This window comes from Nostoc sp., from assembly GCF_036917455.1.
Taxonomy (GTDB): Bacteria; Cyanobacteriota; Cyanobacteriia; order Cyanobacteriales; family Nostocaceae; genus Nostoc.
Genome location: NZ_JBALDK010000010.1, coordinates 1 through 17,725, shown reverse-complemented (window position 1 = coordinate 17,725; position 17,725 = coordinate 1). Strand labels below are relative to the sequence as shown.

At 43.3% G+C, this 17,725-nt stretch carries 11 protein-coding genes; 7 read left to right on the top strand and 4 right to left on the bottom strand.

Annotated elements, in window-relative coordinates:
- Positions 1–68 precede the first annotated feature (68 nt).
- The 3 genes from V7K42_RS00610 (at position 69) to V7K42_RS00600 (ending at position 4,965) form a co-directional block, all read left to right on the top strand.
- Positions 69–3,179 (top strand): efflux RND transporter permease subunit, encoded by a 3,111-nt coding sequence (locus V7K42_RS00610; RefSeq protein WP_334912562.1) that lies wholly within the window; start codon positions 69–71, stop codon positions 3,177–3,179.
- Positions 3,180–3,417: 238 nt separating this feature from the next.
- The gene (locus V7K42_RS00605; protein WP_334912560.1) at positions 3,418–3,921 is read left to right on the top strand and encodes a GNAT family N-acetyltransferase; all 504 of its coding nucleotides are present in this window, start codon (positions 3,418–3,420) and stop codon (positions 3,919–3,921) included.
- A gap of 435 nt (positions 3,922–4,356) precedes the next feature.
- Entirely contained in the window at positions 4,357–4,965 is a 609-nt protein-coding gene (locus V7K42_RS00600) for a TetR/AcrR family transcriptional regulator (RefSeq protein ID WP_334894155.1), read from the top strand.
- Between the two features lie 463 nt (positions 4,966–5,428).
- On the opposite strand, the gene chlP is transcribed toward V7K42_RS00600, so the two are convergent.
- Positions 5,429–6,649, bottom strand: coding sequence for a geranylgeranyl reductase (gene chlP, locus V7K42_RS00595; protein ID WP_334912558.1), 1,221 nt, complete (start codon positions 6,647–6,649; stop codon positions 5,429–5,431).
- A 339-nt stretch (positions 6,650–6,988) separates the two neighbouring features.
- Between chlP and yidD the strand changes: the two genes are divergently transcribed.
- On the top strand, positions 6,989–7,528 hold the full coding sequence (gene yidD / locus V7K42_RS00590) for a membrane protein insertion efficiency factor YidD (RefSeq protein ID WP_334912556.1): 540 nt from the start codon (positions 6,989–6,991) through the stop codon (positions 7,526–7,528).
- A 94-nt stretch (positions 7,529–7,622) separates the two neighbouring features.
- Positions 7,623–8,639 (top strand): sulfate/molybdate ABC transporter ATP-binding protein, encoded by a 1,017-nt coding sequence (locus V7K42_RS00585; RefSeq protein ID WP_334912554.1) that lies wholly within the window; start codon positions 7,623–7,625, stop codon positions 8,637–8,639.
- Between the two features lie 161 nt (positions 8,640–8,800).
- On the opposite strand, the gene V7K42_RS00580 is transcribed toward V7K42_RS00585, so the two are convergent.
- Complete coding sequence (locus V7K42_RS00580) at positions 8,801–9,310, bottom strand: GNAT family N-acetyltransferase (protein ID WP_334912552.1); 510 nt, start codon at positions 9,308–9,310, stop codon at positions 8,801–8,803.
- Between the two features lie 231 nt (positions 9,311–9,541).
- Here V7K42_RS00580 and nrdJ point away from each other — a divergent pair, with 231 nt between their 5' ends.
- Both nrdJ and V7K42_RS00570 read left to right on the top strand, forming a co-directional pair.
- Positions 9,542–14,032, top strand: coding sequence for a ribonucleoside-triphosphate reductase, adenosylcobalamin-dependent (gene nrdJ, locus V7K42_RS00575; RefSeq protein ID WP_334912550.1), 4,491 nt, complete (start codon positions 9,542–9,544; stop codon positions 14,030–14,032).
- Between the two features lie 186 nt (positions 14,033–14,218).
- Positions 14,219–15,232, top strand: a complete 1,014-nt coding sequence (locus V7K42_RS00570; RefSeq protein WP_334912548.1) for a zinc-dependent alcohol dehydrogenase family protein — start codon at positions 14,219–14,221, stop codon at positions 15,230–15,232.
- 218 nt (positions 15,233–15,450) lie between these two features.
- On the opposite strand, the gene V7K42_RS00565 is transcribed toward V7K42_RS00570, so the two are convergent.
- Together V7K42_RS00565 and V7K42_RS00560 are read right to left on the bottom strand one after the other, a co-directional pair.
- Complete coding sequence (locus V7K42_RS00565; RefSeq protein WP_334912546.1) at positions 15,451–16,122, bottom strand: glutathione S-transferase family protein; 672 nt, start codon at positions 16,120–16,122, stop codon at positions 15,451–15,453.
- Between the two features lie 210 nt (positions 16,123–16,332).
- Positions 16,333–17,460: an aryl-sulfate sulfotransferase gene (locus V7K42_RS00560; protein ID WP_334912544.1), complete on the bottom strand. Its 1,128-nt coding sequence runs from the start codon at positions 17,458–17,460 to the stop codon at positions 16,333–16,335.
- Between the last annotated feature and the right edge of the window lie 265 nt (positions 17,461–17,725).

Genomic DNA, 17,725 nt, shown 5'->3' with positions numbered 1-17,725 from the left:
ACCGCAAGGGCGCACTGGCTTCTCTGCGCCTCTGCGGTTCGTCCCATCCCTACCACATTTCTAGACCCATGAACCTTTCAGAACCATTCATCCGTCGTCCAGTCATGACCACCTTGGTGATGATCGGTATCCTCATCTTTGGTTTGATGAGTTATTTTCTATTACCCATCAGTGCCCTACCCAACGTTGAATATCCTTTTATTTCTGTCTCCGCTAGTCTCCCAGGTGCCACCCCAGAAACAATGGCATCTTCGGTCGCCGCACCTTTAGAAAGACAGTTTACCGAAATTGCCGGACTCAATTCATTTAATTCCACCAGTTCAACTGGTAGCACCAACATTTCCCTCCAATTTGACTTTAGCCGTAGAGTGGAGGATGCCGCCAAAGATGTACAAGCTGCCATCTCCGCCGCCGCCGGACAACTACCCGCCGGAATGCCTCACCCCCCTACCTACCGGAAAGTTAACCCCTCTGTCTCACCAGTTCTCTTCCTCTATATGTATTCTGAGACACAGCCAATCTCAACAGTAGATGAATACGCGGAGGTAACAGTTGGTCAGCCCATCTCAATGATTGATGGTGTTGCTCAGGTACAGGTTTTTGGTCAACAGCAATATGCAGTCCGCGTCCAGGTTGACCCGCGAGAGTTGGCATCAAGAGGAATTGGTCTAAGTCAGGTGAAAACTGCCATTCAACAAGGAAATGTCAACTTACCAACTGGCAGTCTTTCTGGCACTTACAAAAGTTATACCATTCAGGCAAACGGTCAACTCACTGATGCCGCTAGCTATCGCCAGTTGATTGTAACTTACAAGAATGGCGCACCCGTGCGGCTCCAAGATTTGGGGGAGGTGATTGACAGCGCACAAAACGTCAAAGTCTCAAATTTGTATAGCGATCAGAAGGTGACAAATCGCCATTCGGTTGTTCTCGCCGTACAGCCGCAGCCGGGAGCTAATACTGTAAATATTGTTGATTCTATCCAGAAACTTTTACCGACACTCCGCGAACAAGTTCCCAAATCCATTGAAATGGGGATTATGTACGATCGCTCCCAAACTATCCGCGCCTCTGTAAACGATGTAAAGTTTACATTAGTTTTGTCAGTTTGTCTAGTTGTTTTAGTAATTTTCTTATTCTTGCGTGACACAACTGCGACGCTGATTCCCAGTTTGGCGCTACCTGTAGCCATCATTGGCACTTTCGCTGTAATGTATCTGTCAGGCTTTTCCCTAGACAACCTCTCCCTCATGGCGTTGACCCTTTCTGTGGGTTTTGTGGTGGATGATGCGATCGTGGTGTTAGAAAATATCGTCCGTTATCGAGAAATGGGCGAATCTCCCCTGGATGCAGCATTGAAGGGATCGAGGGAAATCAGCTTTACTATTTTGTCAATGACACTTTCCCTGGTGGCGGTGTTCATCCCGATCATGTTTATGAGTGGAATAATCGGTAAATTATTTCATGAATTTGCCGTGACGATCGCAGTGGCAATTTTGGTTTCGGGTTTTGTTTCCCTCAGTCTCACCCCAATGTTGTGCAGTCGTTTCTTAAATTCATCCCATCAGCAAAGGCCAAATCTGGTGTATCGCGTTTCAGAACGAGCATTTGATTTACTACTGCAAGGATATGATTGGACGCTCAAGCCGATTTTAAAATACCGCCTGATGACACTTATCGGTTCTGGTATTTTGCTGGTAATGACTGTCTATTTGTTCGTCATCGTTCCCAAAGGCTTTATTCCTACAGAAGACACCGGACAACTGATGGGAAACACAAAAGCAGCGCAAGATATTTCTTTTGATGATATGCGTCGTCACCAGCAAAAGGTTGTTGAGATAATTCGTAAAGACCCCAACATAGAAGCAGTTGATTCCATTGTGGGTGCAAGTGGTCCTAACGCCTCGGTTAATTCCGGGCGAATTACAATTCGGCTCAAGCCACGTTCTGAACGGAAACTCAGCGCCGACGAAATCATTCAAGAGCTAACCCCCAAGTTAAGACGGACAACTGGGATTAAGACATTCCTCCGCTCTCCGCCAGCTATTCCCATCGGTGGACAACAAACTAATTCTACTTATCAGTTCACGTTGCAGAGTTTAAATCTGCAAGACTTGCGCCAATACGTTCCGAAACTTGTAGATAAAGTCAGAACTCTACCAGGACTCCGGGACGTTGACAGCGATTTGCAACTCAGCACTCCCCAAATCCAAGTCCAAATTGACCACAATAAAGCTGCAACTCTTGGGATTACCGCCGAACTTGTTCAACAAACCCTCAGCGCTGCTTATGGTTCTAGCCAGGTTTCCACTATCTATACTCCAAATGACCAATTCTATGTAATCTTAGAAGTGAAACCGGAGTTTCAACGAGATCCTACCGCCCTATCGATGCTCTATGTGCAATCGAGTACAGGGAAACTTGTTCCCCTGAGTGCGATCGCAAATATCACCCAAAATGTCGGTCCCCTCACTGTCGCTCACGTTGCTCAACTCCCCTCTTCAACGATCTCTTTTGATACGCTCCCAGGAACGTCTCTGAGTCAGGCTACAGATGCCATCAAGCAAGTAGCCAGTGAGATACTACCTTCAACAATTACCACCAGTTTTCAGGGTTCAGCCCAAACCTTTCAACAGTCTTTCAACGATTTAGGTGTGCTGTTGTTGGTGTCTATTTTAGTCATCTACCTAATTCTCGGTATCCTCTATGAGGATTTTATTCACCCAATTACCATTCTTTCCGGTTTACCTTCGGCGGGTTTTGGCGCATTACTAACGCTGCTGATTTTCCAGGTTGATTTAAACCTTTACTCTTTCATCGGCATCATCCTGCTAGTGGGTATCGTCAAGAAAAACGGGATTATGCTAGTGGACTTTGCCATTGAAGCACAACGAAAGGAAGGTAAAAACTCCTTTGATGCCATCTATGCCGCTTGCTTGATTCGCTTCCGCCCGATTATGATGACGACGATGGCAGCTTTAATTGGCACACTTCCCATTGCTCTAGGGACGGGAGTCGGTTCAGAAGCGCGTCGTCCTTTGGGAATTGCGATCGTTGGTGGATTGCTGTTCTCTCAGATATTAACTCTCTATCTGACTCCGGTATTTTATATTTACATGGAAGCATTGCGGAAAAAGCTTGGACAACCGAAGTCTTACCGCTTTTTCTTCAAAACGTAGCAAGGGAAATGAGCAGGGGAGCAGGGGAGCAGGGGAGCAGGGGAGCAGGGGAGAGTTCAAATACCAAGTTCTTTCCCCTCTGCCCCTCTGCCCCTCTGCCCCTCTGCCCCTCTGCCCCTCAAGCTTGTGAGAAATGCGGGTAGTTAATGTGTTGTGATGTCTACGCAAAGCCAAATTTATTATAATCAAAAATAAAAAAGTCAAGCAGGTATGTAATCTGAATGCTAGCCCTGAATTTATGAGTGCTAACGAAATATCTCTTAGACCTGCTCAAAAAACAGATGCCTGGGTGCTGAGTGCAATTCATATTGCTGCTATTAAAGCTCTACCTGCAACTTTCTACACCGAAAAAGAACTTTTAGTTTGGCGTAATTACCGCGAAAAACCTGATGGTTCAAATATTTTAAAAAGTATCAAAGTGGAGACTTGTTGGGTTGCGATTGAGGGAGATGCTGTCATAGGTTTTGCTAGTTTTATAGTTGATGAACTTATCGGGCTTTATGTCCATCCGAAATATCAAGGTAAAGGGGTTGGGCGTGCTTTAGTTCAACATTTTTGGGATGAAGCAATTGAGCAAGGTATAGATAAGGTAATTACAACAGCTAGTCTTTATGCTGAAGGATTTTATTTACGGCTGGGATTTACTGCCATCCAAAAGGCACCTCATTATTTAGGAAGTGGGGTATTTGTCCCAGTTACTAAAATGAGTAAAACATTAGCTAAAGTACCAAAGGAAATTTAAGCCGATACAAGATTTTCACTAACTTTAAAAATGCTGGTATCAAGATTAATTTTTACCCAAGTTGCGATCGCTTTCTTTACATATAGCACAAGCCTTGGTGGTTAGGACATCAACAGATGATGAAACTTAGACACAAAAAGACTTTTCACCCAGTCCCCACCCGGATTTCTCACTACATCTTGATTAAGCCTTCGCTTGAGCAGGGGAGCAGAGGAGAGTTTAAATACCAAGTTCTTTCCCCTCTGCCCCCCTTCGCCTCAAGCTTGTGAGAAATGCGAGTATTAGTTTTTTCTTCCCTTGCCTCCCCTGCCTCCCCTGCCTCCCCTGCCCCTCTGCCCCTCCGCCCATCCTTCCCGTCAAGCTTGTGAGAAATGCGGGCCCAGTCCCCAGTCCCTCGCTATAACTTATGATGTAAGTAAGTACTTGCCAGCACAAATGAATAAAACTATCCGTTCATCAACTCTTACTCGTACACGTTTGATAGAAGCCGCTTCGCAGGTATTTGCTAGCTTAGGTGTTCAAGGAGCAACTACCCGTGAAATAGCTCGTGTTGCTGATGTGAATGAGGTCACTTTGTTTCGCCATTTTGCTAGTAAAGAACAACTTTTGGGAGCAGTCATCAAAAATGCGTTTGCACTCCAGACGGAAGCCCTTGCACACCCTGAAGCGTGGACGCAGGATTTAAAAATTGATTTAAGACAGTATGCCAATCTTTACAATACTATGTTAGAGGCACAAGAAGACTTAATTCGTACCTTTATTGGAGAAGCGAAACGTCATCCAGAGGCGGCCAAACAAGTTATTCAAGAAGCTGCCAAGCCTTTAAGAGAAAAGCTAGTAGCTTACCTGCAATCGGGTCAGAAACGAGGCATTGTCAGAGCAGACCTCGATCCATTTCCAGCAGTCGATATGTTTACAGGAATGCTGTTAGCTGGAATGCTATGCCGTAGTGCAAAATTCAATCAAGACAGCTATAGCTGTGAAGACTATATAGAAACCTGTGTAGAAATTTTTGTGCGCGGTATCAGTGCAATTCCCCTCTGAGTTAGTTGTCAATGCGGCTGTAATCATCCCGACTATCTATAACTATTTTCCTCGGTGCGATCGCTGTCTAATTCTGTGCAAAGTATTATAAGTATTGATGTACACCAGTTTGCAAATAAGTCAAGTACAAAATACCGGACTCAAAATCAAATATAAAGATGTTTCTAAGCTGTCGCGCCTACAAGTTGCCTCATAATCTTTTACGTAAAACCTGTAAACCCTCTCCTCTAACCCTCTTCTCCTCTGCTCCTCTGCCCCTCTACCCCTCTGCGCCTCTGCCCCTCTGCCCCTCTGCTCCCCTGCTGTCTCAATGTGCAAATTAAAAACACAACATACCTCTTACCTCAAAACCTGTATTTTTTGGGGTAAGCGTCTCGCCCGCCCTGATTAATCAGCGTGCAAGATGCCTACCCCACAAAATTGAGTAATTTATTTGTTGGAATTCACAGTGCTTTGCGCTCAATTAAGGTGCAAGAGCATTACCCCGAATTAGACTACCAATGGTTTTGGCAGTAATTTTCAATTGGGTAATGGGATTAGCTGGGACAACCGTTTTATACAGATAGCTATCGAATGTTAGCCGTTGTACATCAAGGTCATCGCACATTTCCACGAACGCTTCGCGGGTAGCGTCGGAACGATAGAACACGCTTTGCAGAATGTCCAGCACTTTGTAAGTGAGTCCGTATCTTTTATCCCAACGCTTTAGGTAAATCTTGAGGTCGCCTTCTGTAGGAATACGGCTACCACTATTAGATGTTTCTACAATGGTTTCAGCACACATCCGCCCAGATTTAGCGGCAAAATAAATACCTTCACCAGAGGACTTGGTAACATAACCAGCAGCATCTCCCACCAAAGCGATGCGACCAACGACACGACGGGGACGGGGATGTTCAGGAATGGGGTGGGCTTCGACTTTGATGATTTTACCGCCTGCTAGCTTTTCAGAAGCACGGGCGCGGATACCAGCTTGTAACTGTTTGATGCTGGCTTTATTAACGTGCATCGTGCCAGTACCGACAGCTACGTGGTCATATTTGGGGAAAACCCAAGCGTAGAAATCGGTCGAAACGTCATCACCGACATACATTTCGGCGAGGTCGTTGTAGTAGGCCATCTTGTCTTCGGGTAAGCGAATTCGCTCTTGAAAAGCGATCGCATAATTGTAATCCCCAGCGTCCATTTCTTTAGCAACGCGGGAATTAGCCCCATCTGCCCCAATGATTAAATCCACCTTCAGGGTTTTGGCAATACCCTGAGATATCCCTTCTGTATGGTCAACGTAATGAATCGTATAGGGATCGGTATTGTTTCCTGGTATATCAAGTTTATGAACAGTAGCATTAATTAAATTTGCGCCTACTTTTGCCGCGCGATCGCGCAAAAAGCCATCCAGCACTTCCCGGCGGCACATTCCTATATATTCATCTTCATTTATCAGATTGATATCAACCTCCCGATTGGAAGGCGAAATCATTTTCATCTTCCTGACGCGGCGATCGATAATCTCTGGTGGTAAGTCAAATTCACTCACCATACAGAGGGGAATCGCACCCCCACAAGGCTTTGCATTGTCTAGCTTCCGCTCAAACAGGTAGGTTTCAATCCCAGAGGCTGCCAGTGTTTCTGCGGCAGATGAACCAGCAGGGCCTGACCCAATAACAGCAACCCGTAGTGTCAAAGGTCTTTCTCCCAATCTTCACATTTACCGAGAGCATACTACCACGGTCTTTCTGGTGATTTGGCGCTTTACCGTCAGGTTTCTGCTTAAATGCAATATTCCTTAATGTTTCGATACGAATTGGGGCATTGGGAATTGGGAAGAATGAAGAATATTACCTAGTGCTTCGCCACACAAACTTTGCGCGGTAGCAAGCAGAGGGGCAGAGAGGAAAGAACTTGTACGAATCTCTCCCCTGCTCCTCTGCTCCCCTGCTCCCCTGCTCCCCTGCCGACCTCCACCCAGCATTTTTGGGTTGGTGAAGTACTAGTCCCCAGTCCCCAGTCCCCAATCCCAAATATGCAGATTTCCTTGTTCGATTCTTTTACTAGACAAGTTTGTGCTACCGCAATTAGCGGATATCAAAAGCATATTTCTCCACACAAAGGTTTTGCTTGTGCCCACAGAATACTATATGGTGGCGAATCTTGCTCTGGGTACTTCAAGCGGGTAATTGCTAAGGAAGGGTTAAAAGTAGCATTTGTCAATTCTCGCGAACGATTTCAAGCTTGCAAGCAAGCTAACCATATTATGCGTAAACGTGCAGCAGCTTGCCGCTATATATCTATGCAAATCGAGAATTCAGAAGAATCTACAGAGGAGGAGGCAGAAACGCAGCAACGACAAAAAGCATCTGGTAAAGTTGGTCAAAAATCCTCATTTATTAGCAGCAATAATACTGAATGTTTTGATTGTGCCGATTTGGGCTGCAATTGTGCCGAGATAGTTAGCATAATTCCTGATTGTGGTTTCCCCGATTGTAGTGCCCTAGATTGTGGTTCTTTAGATTGCAGTGGTGTTGATTGTAGCTTCCTCGATTGCGGTAGTTGCGGTAGCTAAATCTTGTTCATCTACAAATAACTATGTATGGTATATGTAAGACACGGTAATCCTAGCAAGGATATGTAGATTTAGTTGCAGAGGTATAGCAGCAGTGGGCATAGTAGTTGAGAACGTCTCCAAACAATTCGGGAGTTTCAAGGCAGTTGATGAGGTTAGCCTGGAAATTAAGAGTGGTTCGCTAGTTGCGTTGCTAGGACCATCGGGATCGGGTAAATCTACGCTACTACGGTTAATTTCAGGTTTAGAAATGCCTGATAGCGGCAAAATCCTGCTTACTGGTAAAGACGCTACATATCAAAGCGTGCAACAGCGCAATATTGGGTTTGTGTTTCAGCACTATGCTCTATTTAAGCATTTGACTGTCAGGCAGAATATTGCCTTTGGCTTAGAAATTCGGAAGGCACAGCCAAAGAAGATTAAGGGAAAGGTAGAACAGTTACTAGAATTGGTGCAATTGAGTGGATTAGGCGATCGCTATCCATCACAACTTTCTGGTGGTCAAAGACAACGGGTAGCTTTAGCAAGGGCACTGGCAGTAGAACCTGAAGTGTTACTCCTAGATGAACCCTTTGGCGCACTCGATGCGAAAGTTCGCAAAGATTTACGGGCATGGTTACGCCGCCTCCATGATGAGGTTCATGTTACCACGGTTTTTGTCACCCACGACCAAGAGGAAGCAATGGAAGTCTCCGATGAAGTTGTGGTCATGAATAAAGGGCGCGTGGAACAGGTAGGGACACCATCGGAAATTTATGATAACCCTGCCACGGCATTTGTAATGAGCTTCATTGGCCCGGTGAATGTGTTACCTAGCACCTCGAAAATTTTTCAAAGTAGCGGGTTCGATGCGCCACACCCACAAGTCTTTTTGCGTCCGCAAGATGTGATTTTGGAAAAGGTTGCCAACGGTGTTACTACACCTGCAACAGTAAGCCGATTGGTGCATTTGGGCTGGGAAATTCAGGTGGAATTAACTTTCGATGATGGACAAGTGGTGATGGCGCATTTAACACGCGATCGCTTTAATGATTTAGAGTTAGAACCGAAACAGCGTGTATATGTAAAACCCAAGGATGCCAAATCTTTCCCAGTGTCTTATTCAATTTAGACTTTTGCCAGTTTCGCAATGTTCAAAATTCCTAGTTAATTGCTGCGTAATTCCGCGATTAACTAGGAATTTTCATCTTAATTTGAGTGCGATCGCACCAGTATTTACTTACCAAATTTACCCATCAGTTGCTGATAGTAAATATTGATGCGTAAATAATACTATACTCCCTCAAAGGCAATTGGATAAATAACCTTTCCTTGATACTTTTTTTCATAGCTTTGCAGTACTTTAACCATGAAGACATCCTCTGGTACTGGAAAAGGAGAATCGATTTCATAACTAACAGAAGCCTGAAAGCCAAAACGATTATAGAAGTGGGGATGACCGAGTACAATAACCACCGCTTCTTTCTTTGTATCAGCTATTTCCAACCCTGCTTGTACAAGTTTGCTGCCAATACCCTGTCTTTGAAACTGTGGATGAACAGCCATAGGTGCTAGACCAAGTACCTGTAGTGTTTCTTCACCCACCAAATCAATGTAGCTGAATAAAATATGACCAACTACAACATTTTCAACCTCTGCAACCAAAGAAAGTTCTGGAATATAGCGGTCAGAACAGCGAATTTTCTCTACAAGTTGAGCCTCATTTTCCTGCCCAAAAGCTAATGTATTCACCTCAGCTATTACTGTGTAGTCTGGCAGAGTTTCACAACGAATATCGATCATTTAAAAAAAAATCAATTTCAAAGTTACTTATAAGTTAATCTGTGCTAATTAAAACTCAATATTGAGATACTACCCAAGGGTGAATGACATTATACATCATAAATTTATGTTGCAAATAGTACGGCCTATAGCTAGCGTAAAGTGGACAATTTGACAATCTTTAATACTAAAACTACTTGGCGTATAGTCATAATCTGTCCGCACGCAACCAGAACGCAAGACACCTAATATATGGTTCGAGAGCTAGAAAAAAAACGCCAGAGTGCAAAGTTTCCCGAAACTGCACCGGCTGCTAATCCTGTATTTTTTAGAACCTATAGCCGCCGGTCAAAGGCAGGACTAAGGGAAACATGGGATGAGGTATGCGATCGCACTCTCCTTGGTTTAGTCGAGTTAGGAAAGCTCACTCAAGAAGAAGCTGCCACACTGGATAAAATGCAGCGCAACTTGAAAGCTATGCCCAGTGGACGCTGGTTATGGGTTGGTGGCACAGACTGGATAACCAAACCCAAGAACTTTTCCGGCGCTTATAATTGCACCTCTACCAATCTCCAAGACTGGAGTGCCTTCGGATTAATGATGGATTTGGCAATGATGGGCTGTGGTACTGGAGCCGTCCTAGAACCACAATTTATTAACCAGTTGCCTCCTATCCGTAATCAACTGAATATCACTGTCAAAGGTGAAATTGGCAGCACTCCCGTACAAGAGCGACGTGAATATACTCAAACTCATATAGAAGGCAATAACGTCACTATTCACGTTGGAGATAGCCGTGAAGGTTGGGTTGAATCATATCAAACCCTATTAGAACTCTCCACTGACGAACAATTCTCAGCAGAAGTTGAAGTATTAGTTGATATCAGTGATGTCCGAAAAGCAGGAGAAACTCTTAACGGCTTTGGAGGAGTTGCTAATCCTATAAAATTGCCTGTACTGTATCAAGGATGTGCATCTATTCTCAATAAAGCTTTAGGACGACAATTAAATTCAGTTGAATGCTGTCTATTAATCGATCAAGCTGCTGTCACAATTGTTGCGGGTAACATTCGGCGCTGTCTACCTGAAGATGCTTTAGTTCATACTTCCAAAGGTCTTGTTCCCATTTGCGATATCCAAGTGGGCGATCTAGTACAAACTCCTTTAGGATTTCGGCGAGTTGTTGATAAATTTGACCAGGGATTTCAGGATGTCTATGAAATTGAAACTAATGCGACTTACCCAAGAGCAACTTTAAACCACAGACAAGCAGTGCTGACAGATGCTCAAGGGGGAATGACCTGGAAGTCGATTGCAAGTCTAGCTGAGGGCGATCGCCTGCTGCACAACACACAACTTCTACCTGGTGCAGTTACTCATCTCCCCCCCGATTTTACTGAATCTCGACCTTCAAACAGTCGTACAGCTAAATCCTTTGTAATTCCCGAATTGACAGCTGAGGTTGCTTGGCTAATTGGATTAACCCACGGTGATGGCTATGTTGCTCTCGATCGCAATAAGTATAATAAGCCCTATGGCCGGGTTGAATGGGCAATGAATAGCTTAGAGACGGAACTCACAGCTAGAGTTCAAGTCAAAATAGATGCTGCTTTAGCATTATTTGGATTAACTGCTACTCATGGCATTATCAAGAGTGAAAACACTGCCAAATCAATCTGCTCATCTATTCGATTAGCTGAGTACTTCCATCGCTACATCAAGCAGCCTAATATTCCCTTAGCAGTTCCTAGTTTTATTTTGCAGGGTTCAGTAGATATCAGGGCGGCTTACCTAGCTGGATTAATGGACAGCGATGGCGCTGTGAATAACCGACCACCCCACTTAGTTACCTCAGTCTATCGGTCATTTATTAGACAAGTTAGTGCAGTTTTATCCAGTTTGGGTATTGCTGGCAGAATTAGTATTACGCATCCACAACAGTCAGGATGGCAAGTTAAGTACAACCTTACAATTCCGGCATTGAAAGCGCGTTATAACGCTCTTATTGCACCTCACTCAGTTAAAGGGTGTGTAAAACAAGGATTGAAAATGTATGGTTTCACCGTCCCTGGTGCAATCATGCGAGAAGCTTACAGCTATAGCGAAATGCGAGATATGGGATTTCAAGGATCTCGCACTGTTGATGCCAATTATGAACGCTATATCGTTGAAGCTGATATTTCGCTAGATATTCCAGTCACTGTTAAAGGGCTGGGGAGTTACGATCATGTCCACACTTACGATATTGAAGTCGAAGAAGCTCATTGTTTCTATTGTGATGGCTATCTGACACACAATAGTGCTGGTATGAGGCAAGGTTCTAGCGAAGATAGTTTGTTTGCCGATGCCAAAGATAACTTATGGCAGCAAGATGAAAGTGGCAATTGGCGAATTGATCCAGAGCGTGATGCACTTAGGATGGCAAACCATACTAGAGTTTTTCATCGCAAACCAACCTTAGAAGAATGTCTAAATGCTGTCCGCAAACAGTATTATAGTGGCGAGGGAGCAATTCAATGGGCTGGTGAAGCCGTGGCGCGATCGAACATTGATTTGCTGCCAACACAAGCTTTGAAAGTTGAGTTTTTACAAGCTTACGAACAAGGAACAGCAAAAGAGTGGTTAAAAGAACGCCATTCCAATCTTGATGCTAATGAGCTAGAACATCGTTTGCAGCGATATGCTTTAAATCCATGTGGTGAAATCATAGGCGCTAACTTCCATTGTGTGAGTGGTGAGACTTTGCTCATCACTAGAGATGGAATACATAAAATCAAAGATGTTATCGGAAGTGAAATTGAGATTTGGAATGGTCAAAAATGGAGCCAGGTAACACCTTTTAAAACTGGTAGCGATCGCAAGTTGTATCGAGTTAAATTTGCAGATGGTACTTACTTGGATGCAACTGAATATCATCGCTTCTTTGTAAAAGATAGATTTGATAAAAAATACAAAGAAGTAGAAACCAAAGATTTGATGGATGTTAGTAGATATGACATTCATACTGAGCCTTTTACTATTCGGTATGAAGATGGATTAAACATCGATCCAAATTATGCCTATACTTTGGGAATAGCTGTAGGAGATGGAACTACAGACCAAAATGGTAATGCCAAAATTAGGCTCTATGAACAGAAAGCAACTTTATCTGTAATTGGAAGTAAGTCTCCTGAAAGAAACTATGGCTACTCACCGACTTTTACAGATGTAACAGACTTAGGTTTTTCTGGGGAATTTTTAAAGAGTTTAAAAACAAATCCAGAGTCACTGAATGTAATTGCTAGCTGGAATCGCCAAGCAATTTTGCACTTTATCGCTGGTTTAGCAGATACAGACGGCACAAATACACATAGCAATGGCATTAGGATTTACATCTCTGATTACGAACGTGCATATCGAGTGCAATTATTGCTAACTAAATGCGGTGTCCGTTCTTCGTTAAATCTTTTAGCTCATAAAGGAGCAGTAACTAATTATGGGGTTCGCAGCCAAGATTTGTATTACTTGCAAATTACTGACTGTGGGCAAATTCCTTGCCAGCGTTTGGATGTAAGCAAAGGGTGTGATGCCAAACACAAAGGTAAATGGCAAATAGTTAGAGGTGTAGAAGAACTACCAGGTTTACACGATACTTATTGCTTCAATGAACCAGAATATCACAAAGGAGTATTTGGTAATACTTTAACTGGTAACTGCAATTTGTCTGAGGTTCACCTTAATCAAATCGATCCACGTAACTGTAAAGAACAAGAAGAAGCTTTCACTGCTGGGGCGTTATCTGTAGCAGCACTTTTAAATCACAAATTCCTGGAACCACGCTATCAATACAGCCGTGAATTAGATCCGATTGTGGGAGTTTCTTTTACAGGTTTATTTGATTTCTTTGTCCATGCTTTTGGTGTTGATTGGCTGCGCTGGTGGGAAGCAGGAAGACCTGCAACTGCACAAGGATTAGCTTTCAAGCGTGAGGAAGAAAAATATCTCAGTTCTTGGAGAGATATTGTACATCGGGTAGTTTGGGATTATTGCGATCGCCATAATCTCAAACGTCCAAATCGCTGTACCACAGTCCAACCCAGTGGTACCAAGGCTTTGTTAACTAATGCTAGCTCAGGCTGGCATCCCCCCAAAGCCCAAAGATTTATTCGCCGCATCACTTTCGGCAAAAATGACCCAGTAGCCTTAGCTTGTATTGACTACGGTTACAATGTCATTCCCTCTCAATCAGATAAAGATGAACAAGGCAATTTGCTCAACGATCCTTTTGATCCACGGGTGAGTGAATGGTTAGTAGAAATCCCCGTTTCTGTATCTTGGGCAGATTTACCAGGGGCTGATGAAATCGATGTTTCTAAGTTTTCAGTTTTAGCCCAATTTGATTTTGTCCTCCAGGTTCAACGCTGGTATGTGACTCACAACACATCAGCTACTTTGGAACTGCGTTCTGATGAAATCGAACCTTTGGCACAGAAAATCTACGAAACTATTCAGAGCGATCGCGGGTATATTTCAGCAGCCCTTTTAGCTCGTTTTGATGATTTGCAATCATTCCCACGTTTACCATTTGAACCAATAGATAAATCAACCTACGATCGGTTGAATCAAGAAGTGAAAGTACGGCGGAAGACAGATGATTTCTGTGCAGTCTTAAGCCGTTACGATTTAGGTGAAATGTCAGAAGCTGGCCCTAGTGGTTGTGACTCTGATAAATGTATGTTTCCCGATCAGCAACCAAGCTCATAAGGTGAAATAACACCAACTTAGGGTAGGCACTATTTATTTATAGGACTTACTACAAGAGTTACGGAATAACGAACCACAGAGACGCAGAGAACACAGAGAAATGAGAGTTTGAGTATTGTGCGTCAGTCCTAATTTATTACAATAAACAGCAGTGGTTTAATATGACATTAAACCACTGCTTTTTATATGAAAGCTTACGAAATTCAAAGCAACGGCGGGATTGATGCGATCGCATTAGTCGATCGCGCTGAACCAAAACCAACTGCGGGACAAGTTCTCATTCAAGTCAAAGCAACATGCCTAAATTACCGCGATTTGCTCGTCGCTGAGGGTGCTTACGGCGCTGGACAGAAATATCCATTAATTCCCCTATCTGACGGTGCGGGGGAAGTCGTGGCGGTAGGGGAAGGCGTGACACGGGTGAAAATAGGCGATCGCGTCGCTGGTATTTTCTTTCAAGACTGGATTTATGGCTCTTTAACCAAAGAGAAAATGAAATCTGATCGCGGAGGTGGTATCGATGGAATGCTGGCTGATTATGTCGTATTACACCAAGATGGTTTGGTAATATTACCTGATTATTTATCCTACATTGAAGGGGCAACTTTACCCTGTGCAGCAGTCACAGCTTGGCATGGACTGGTGACAAAAGGTAATATTGGCGCAGGTGATAATGTTTTATTACTTGGTACTGGAGGAGTTTCAATATTTGCTCTCCAGTTTGCCAAAATACATGGTGCTAGAGTGATTATTACTTCTAGCAGTGATGAGAAATTGGCACAAGCTAAACAGCTTGGTGCTGATGAGACAATCAACTACAAAACAACACCAGATTGGGAAAAGCAAGTTTATCAATTAACGAATCGCACAGGTGTAGATCATGTAATTGAAGTAGGCGGTGCAGGGACTCTGCCAAAATCATTACAAGCCGTCCGCATTGGGGGACGGATTAGTTTGATTGGCGTATTATCAGGTAGAGGAAATGAAATTGACCCTATGCCAATACTTTTTAAGAGTTTAACAGTTCAGGGCATTTATGTTGGCAGCCGGGAAATGTTTGAGGCGATGAATCAGGCGATGCAACAACATAAAATAAAACCAATTATCGATCGAGTTTTTGGTTTTACTGAAGCACGAGAAGCTTACACTTATCTCAAAAGTGCTGCTCACTTTGGTAAAGTTGTAATTCGTAATTCGTAATTGTAAAAAGTTAATTCTATTAGAACTAGCCCTTTCAAAGTGACTCTTAAAATCTCTGCGTTCTCTGTGCCTCTGCGGTTTAAAAGCATTTTATTGAACCACTCCAGACGCAGAGTACACAGAGAAAAGAAGAATTTTACCCACCTTGAAAAAGCTAATCCTATCTATGTTTCAAGTGGAAATTTAAACCCCACTTGAAACATAGTTATAAATTACGTTTAAACGGCAGCGAGAGTAGGCGCAGCAAATTTAGCATATCGCTCAATATAGAATTCCTTAGAGTGAGCGATCGCTTTCACAGATTCACGCTCTTTCAAAGCATGTTTCCATTGGCGTACACGGGTAAATTGTTCTGGTATCCCAAAACCACGATATTGTTTCAGTGCAGCCCAGCGCTCAAACCAAGGGAAATAGGTGAAATCCACCAAACTGATAGATTCGCCAAACCAGTAAGGGCCTTCCCCAGAAAGCTTTGCCAAACCTTCGTTTTCAATGAATTCCAGGTATTTGGATAGTTCCTGTTTAGCTTCTTCTTGTTTTTGAGGATCTGAACTCCGCAGCAGGGTAGAAAAAGCGGGAACGAACCTAGTATTAGCAAAATCGATCCAGATACGAGCCTGTGCCTTAGCAGCAGGATTGCTGGGTAACAGTGGTGGATTGGAAAATACCTCATCGAGATACTCGTTAATTACTGCTGATTCCCAAACTCGGTTATCGCCATGAGCGATCGCAGGTACTTTACCATAAGGAGAAACTTTGGTAAAATCTTCGGGCTTATTCTGCAAATCAATCTCAATCAAATCGAAGTCAATGCCCTTCTCTTGGAGTACCAACCGGGTACGGTGAGCATAAGGACAAACAACTGCACTATATACTTTGATTTGGGCCATGTTTAAGTTCCTTGGTAAATAGGACTTGTTAATCGGCATTGGGAATTGAATTCTGATCCAAAATCCCAAATCTTAAATTGTTAGTGTCACGAAACCCTTTTGAAGCGGTGTAGCATAAAAAATTCTTGACACTAACCAAACTTTTAAATTTGACTATTGGGAATTGGGAATTGGTTATTTCCCCCCTGCTCCTCTGCTCCCTGCCTTCTCCTAAAGCCAAGGCACTTCTTCCGGTGCATAACGAAAGGCGCGGAAGACTGTATTTTGCTCCCCACGAGTTACCAGCGATTTCTCACCTGGAATATTCCGAGATGCAAAGTGGGGATTAATGTATTCCCAAACAATCTCTCCTGCAACTGTCACCTCGAATATCCGGCCGTAAGCACCTTCTGTAATCAAGGTATTGCCATTCGCTAAACGTTGCGCTCCTGATATGTATGCACTAAAGAAATTTTGAGGCGGGTTGTCGGTGTATTCCCAAACAATCTCTTTTGTTTGACGGTTTATCTCAATCACACGGGAGAAATTGAGAGCAATGTTACGACGATGTGCGCCATTGTCGAAAATCAAGATATTACCGTTAGCTAGTTCGTTGGGAAAGTGCTGCTGTGCTAGTACGTCATCGCCCAACGTCCAAATAATTTCTCCAGTTTTGCGAGCAATAATCGCTACTGTGGAGATATTACGAAAGCTCACTATAATGTTGCCATCAGCGAGTTCACCCACAGTATTCCCATGAGTCCATTCGTGTCGATGATCCTGGGGTGTAATGGTAAATTTATCTGGATCGAGGTGTTCGTGGGCGTGCCAAGTCCAAACAATTTCACCTGCTGGATTCACTTCATAAAGTACATCAGCATAGATATTCCCATCTGGTTCTGTACCTGCTACGCCGCCTTTAATGTGAGGAACTAACGATTGGGGTATCTTTTCAATGGCGAGTAAAATTGTGTTGCCATTGGCTAATCTGCGTCCATCGTGATGATGATCTGGATGCTTATATTCCCAAATAATATTTCCTTTGGGATCTGCCTCTAAAACAACACCACTTTTAAATGCAGCCCACAAAGCAAAACGTAGTGGTTCTTCTGGTGGAGTTTTACCGTTATAAAAAAGGTTGCCATTGGGCAAAAGATAACCATATAACCCTGGTGGATATGGCAGATTCCACTGGTGTACAACTTCTCCTTCTAAATTCAGAAGGTAGACTTCACCTTGACCTGTCAGAGGGGTGAAAAGTGTATATCCTTTGAATGCTTTTTCGGGATTGTAAGCCCTTAAACCAGTACCCCGACGACGAATAGTATTCTGATCAACTGATGTTGCTGTAAAAGTCATATTCTACCTACTAAATATCTCGTTTTTAATCTAAGAAATGAGAGAGAATGCATTATGGAACCTACTTCATGAAACTTTCACTATTTAGAAGTTTGGTGACTCAGCACTCTTAGAGGTTGTTTGAAAAGTTTTTTGCTGTGACTTTGGGCACTTTAGAGATCCCCCCTAACCCCCCTTTTGAAGCTATCCATTATAAACATCTTTCTTAATACAAAATTTGACAAAAGTCAGCAGTTATGGGGAGGAGGATGAAGGAAAAAAATCA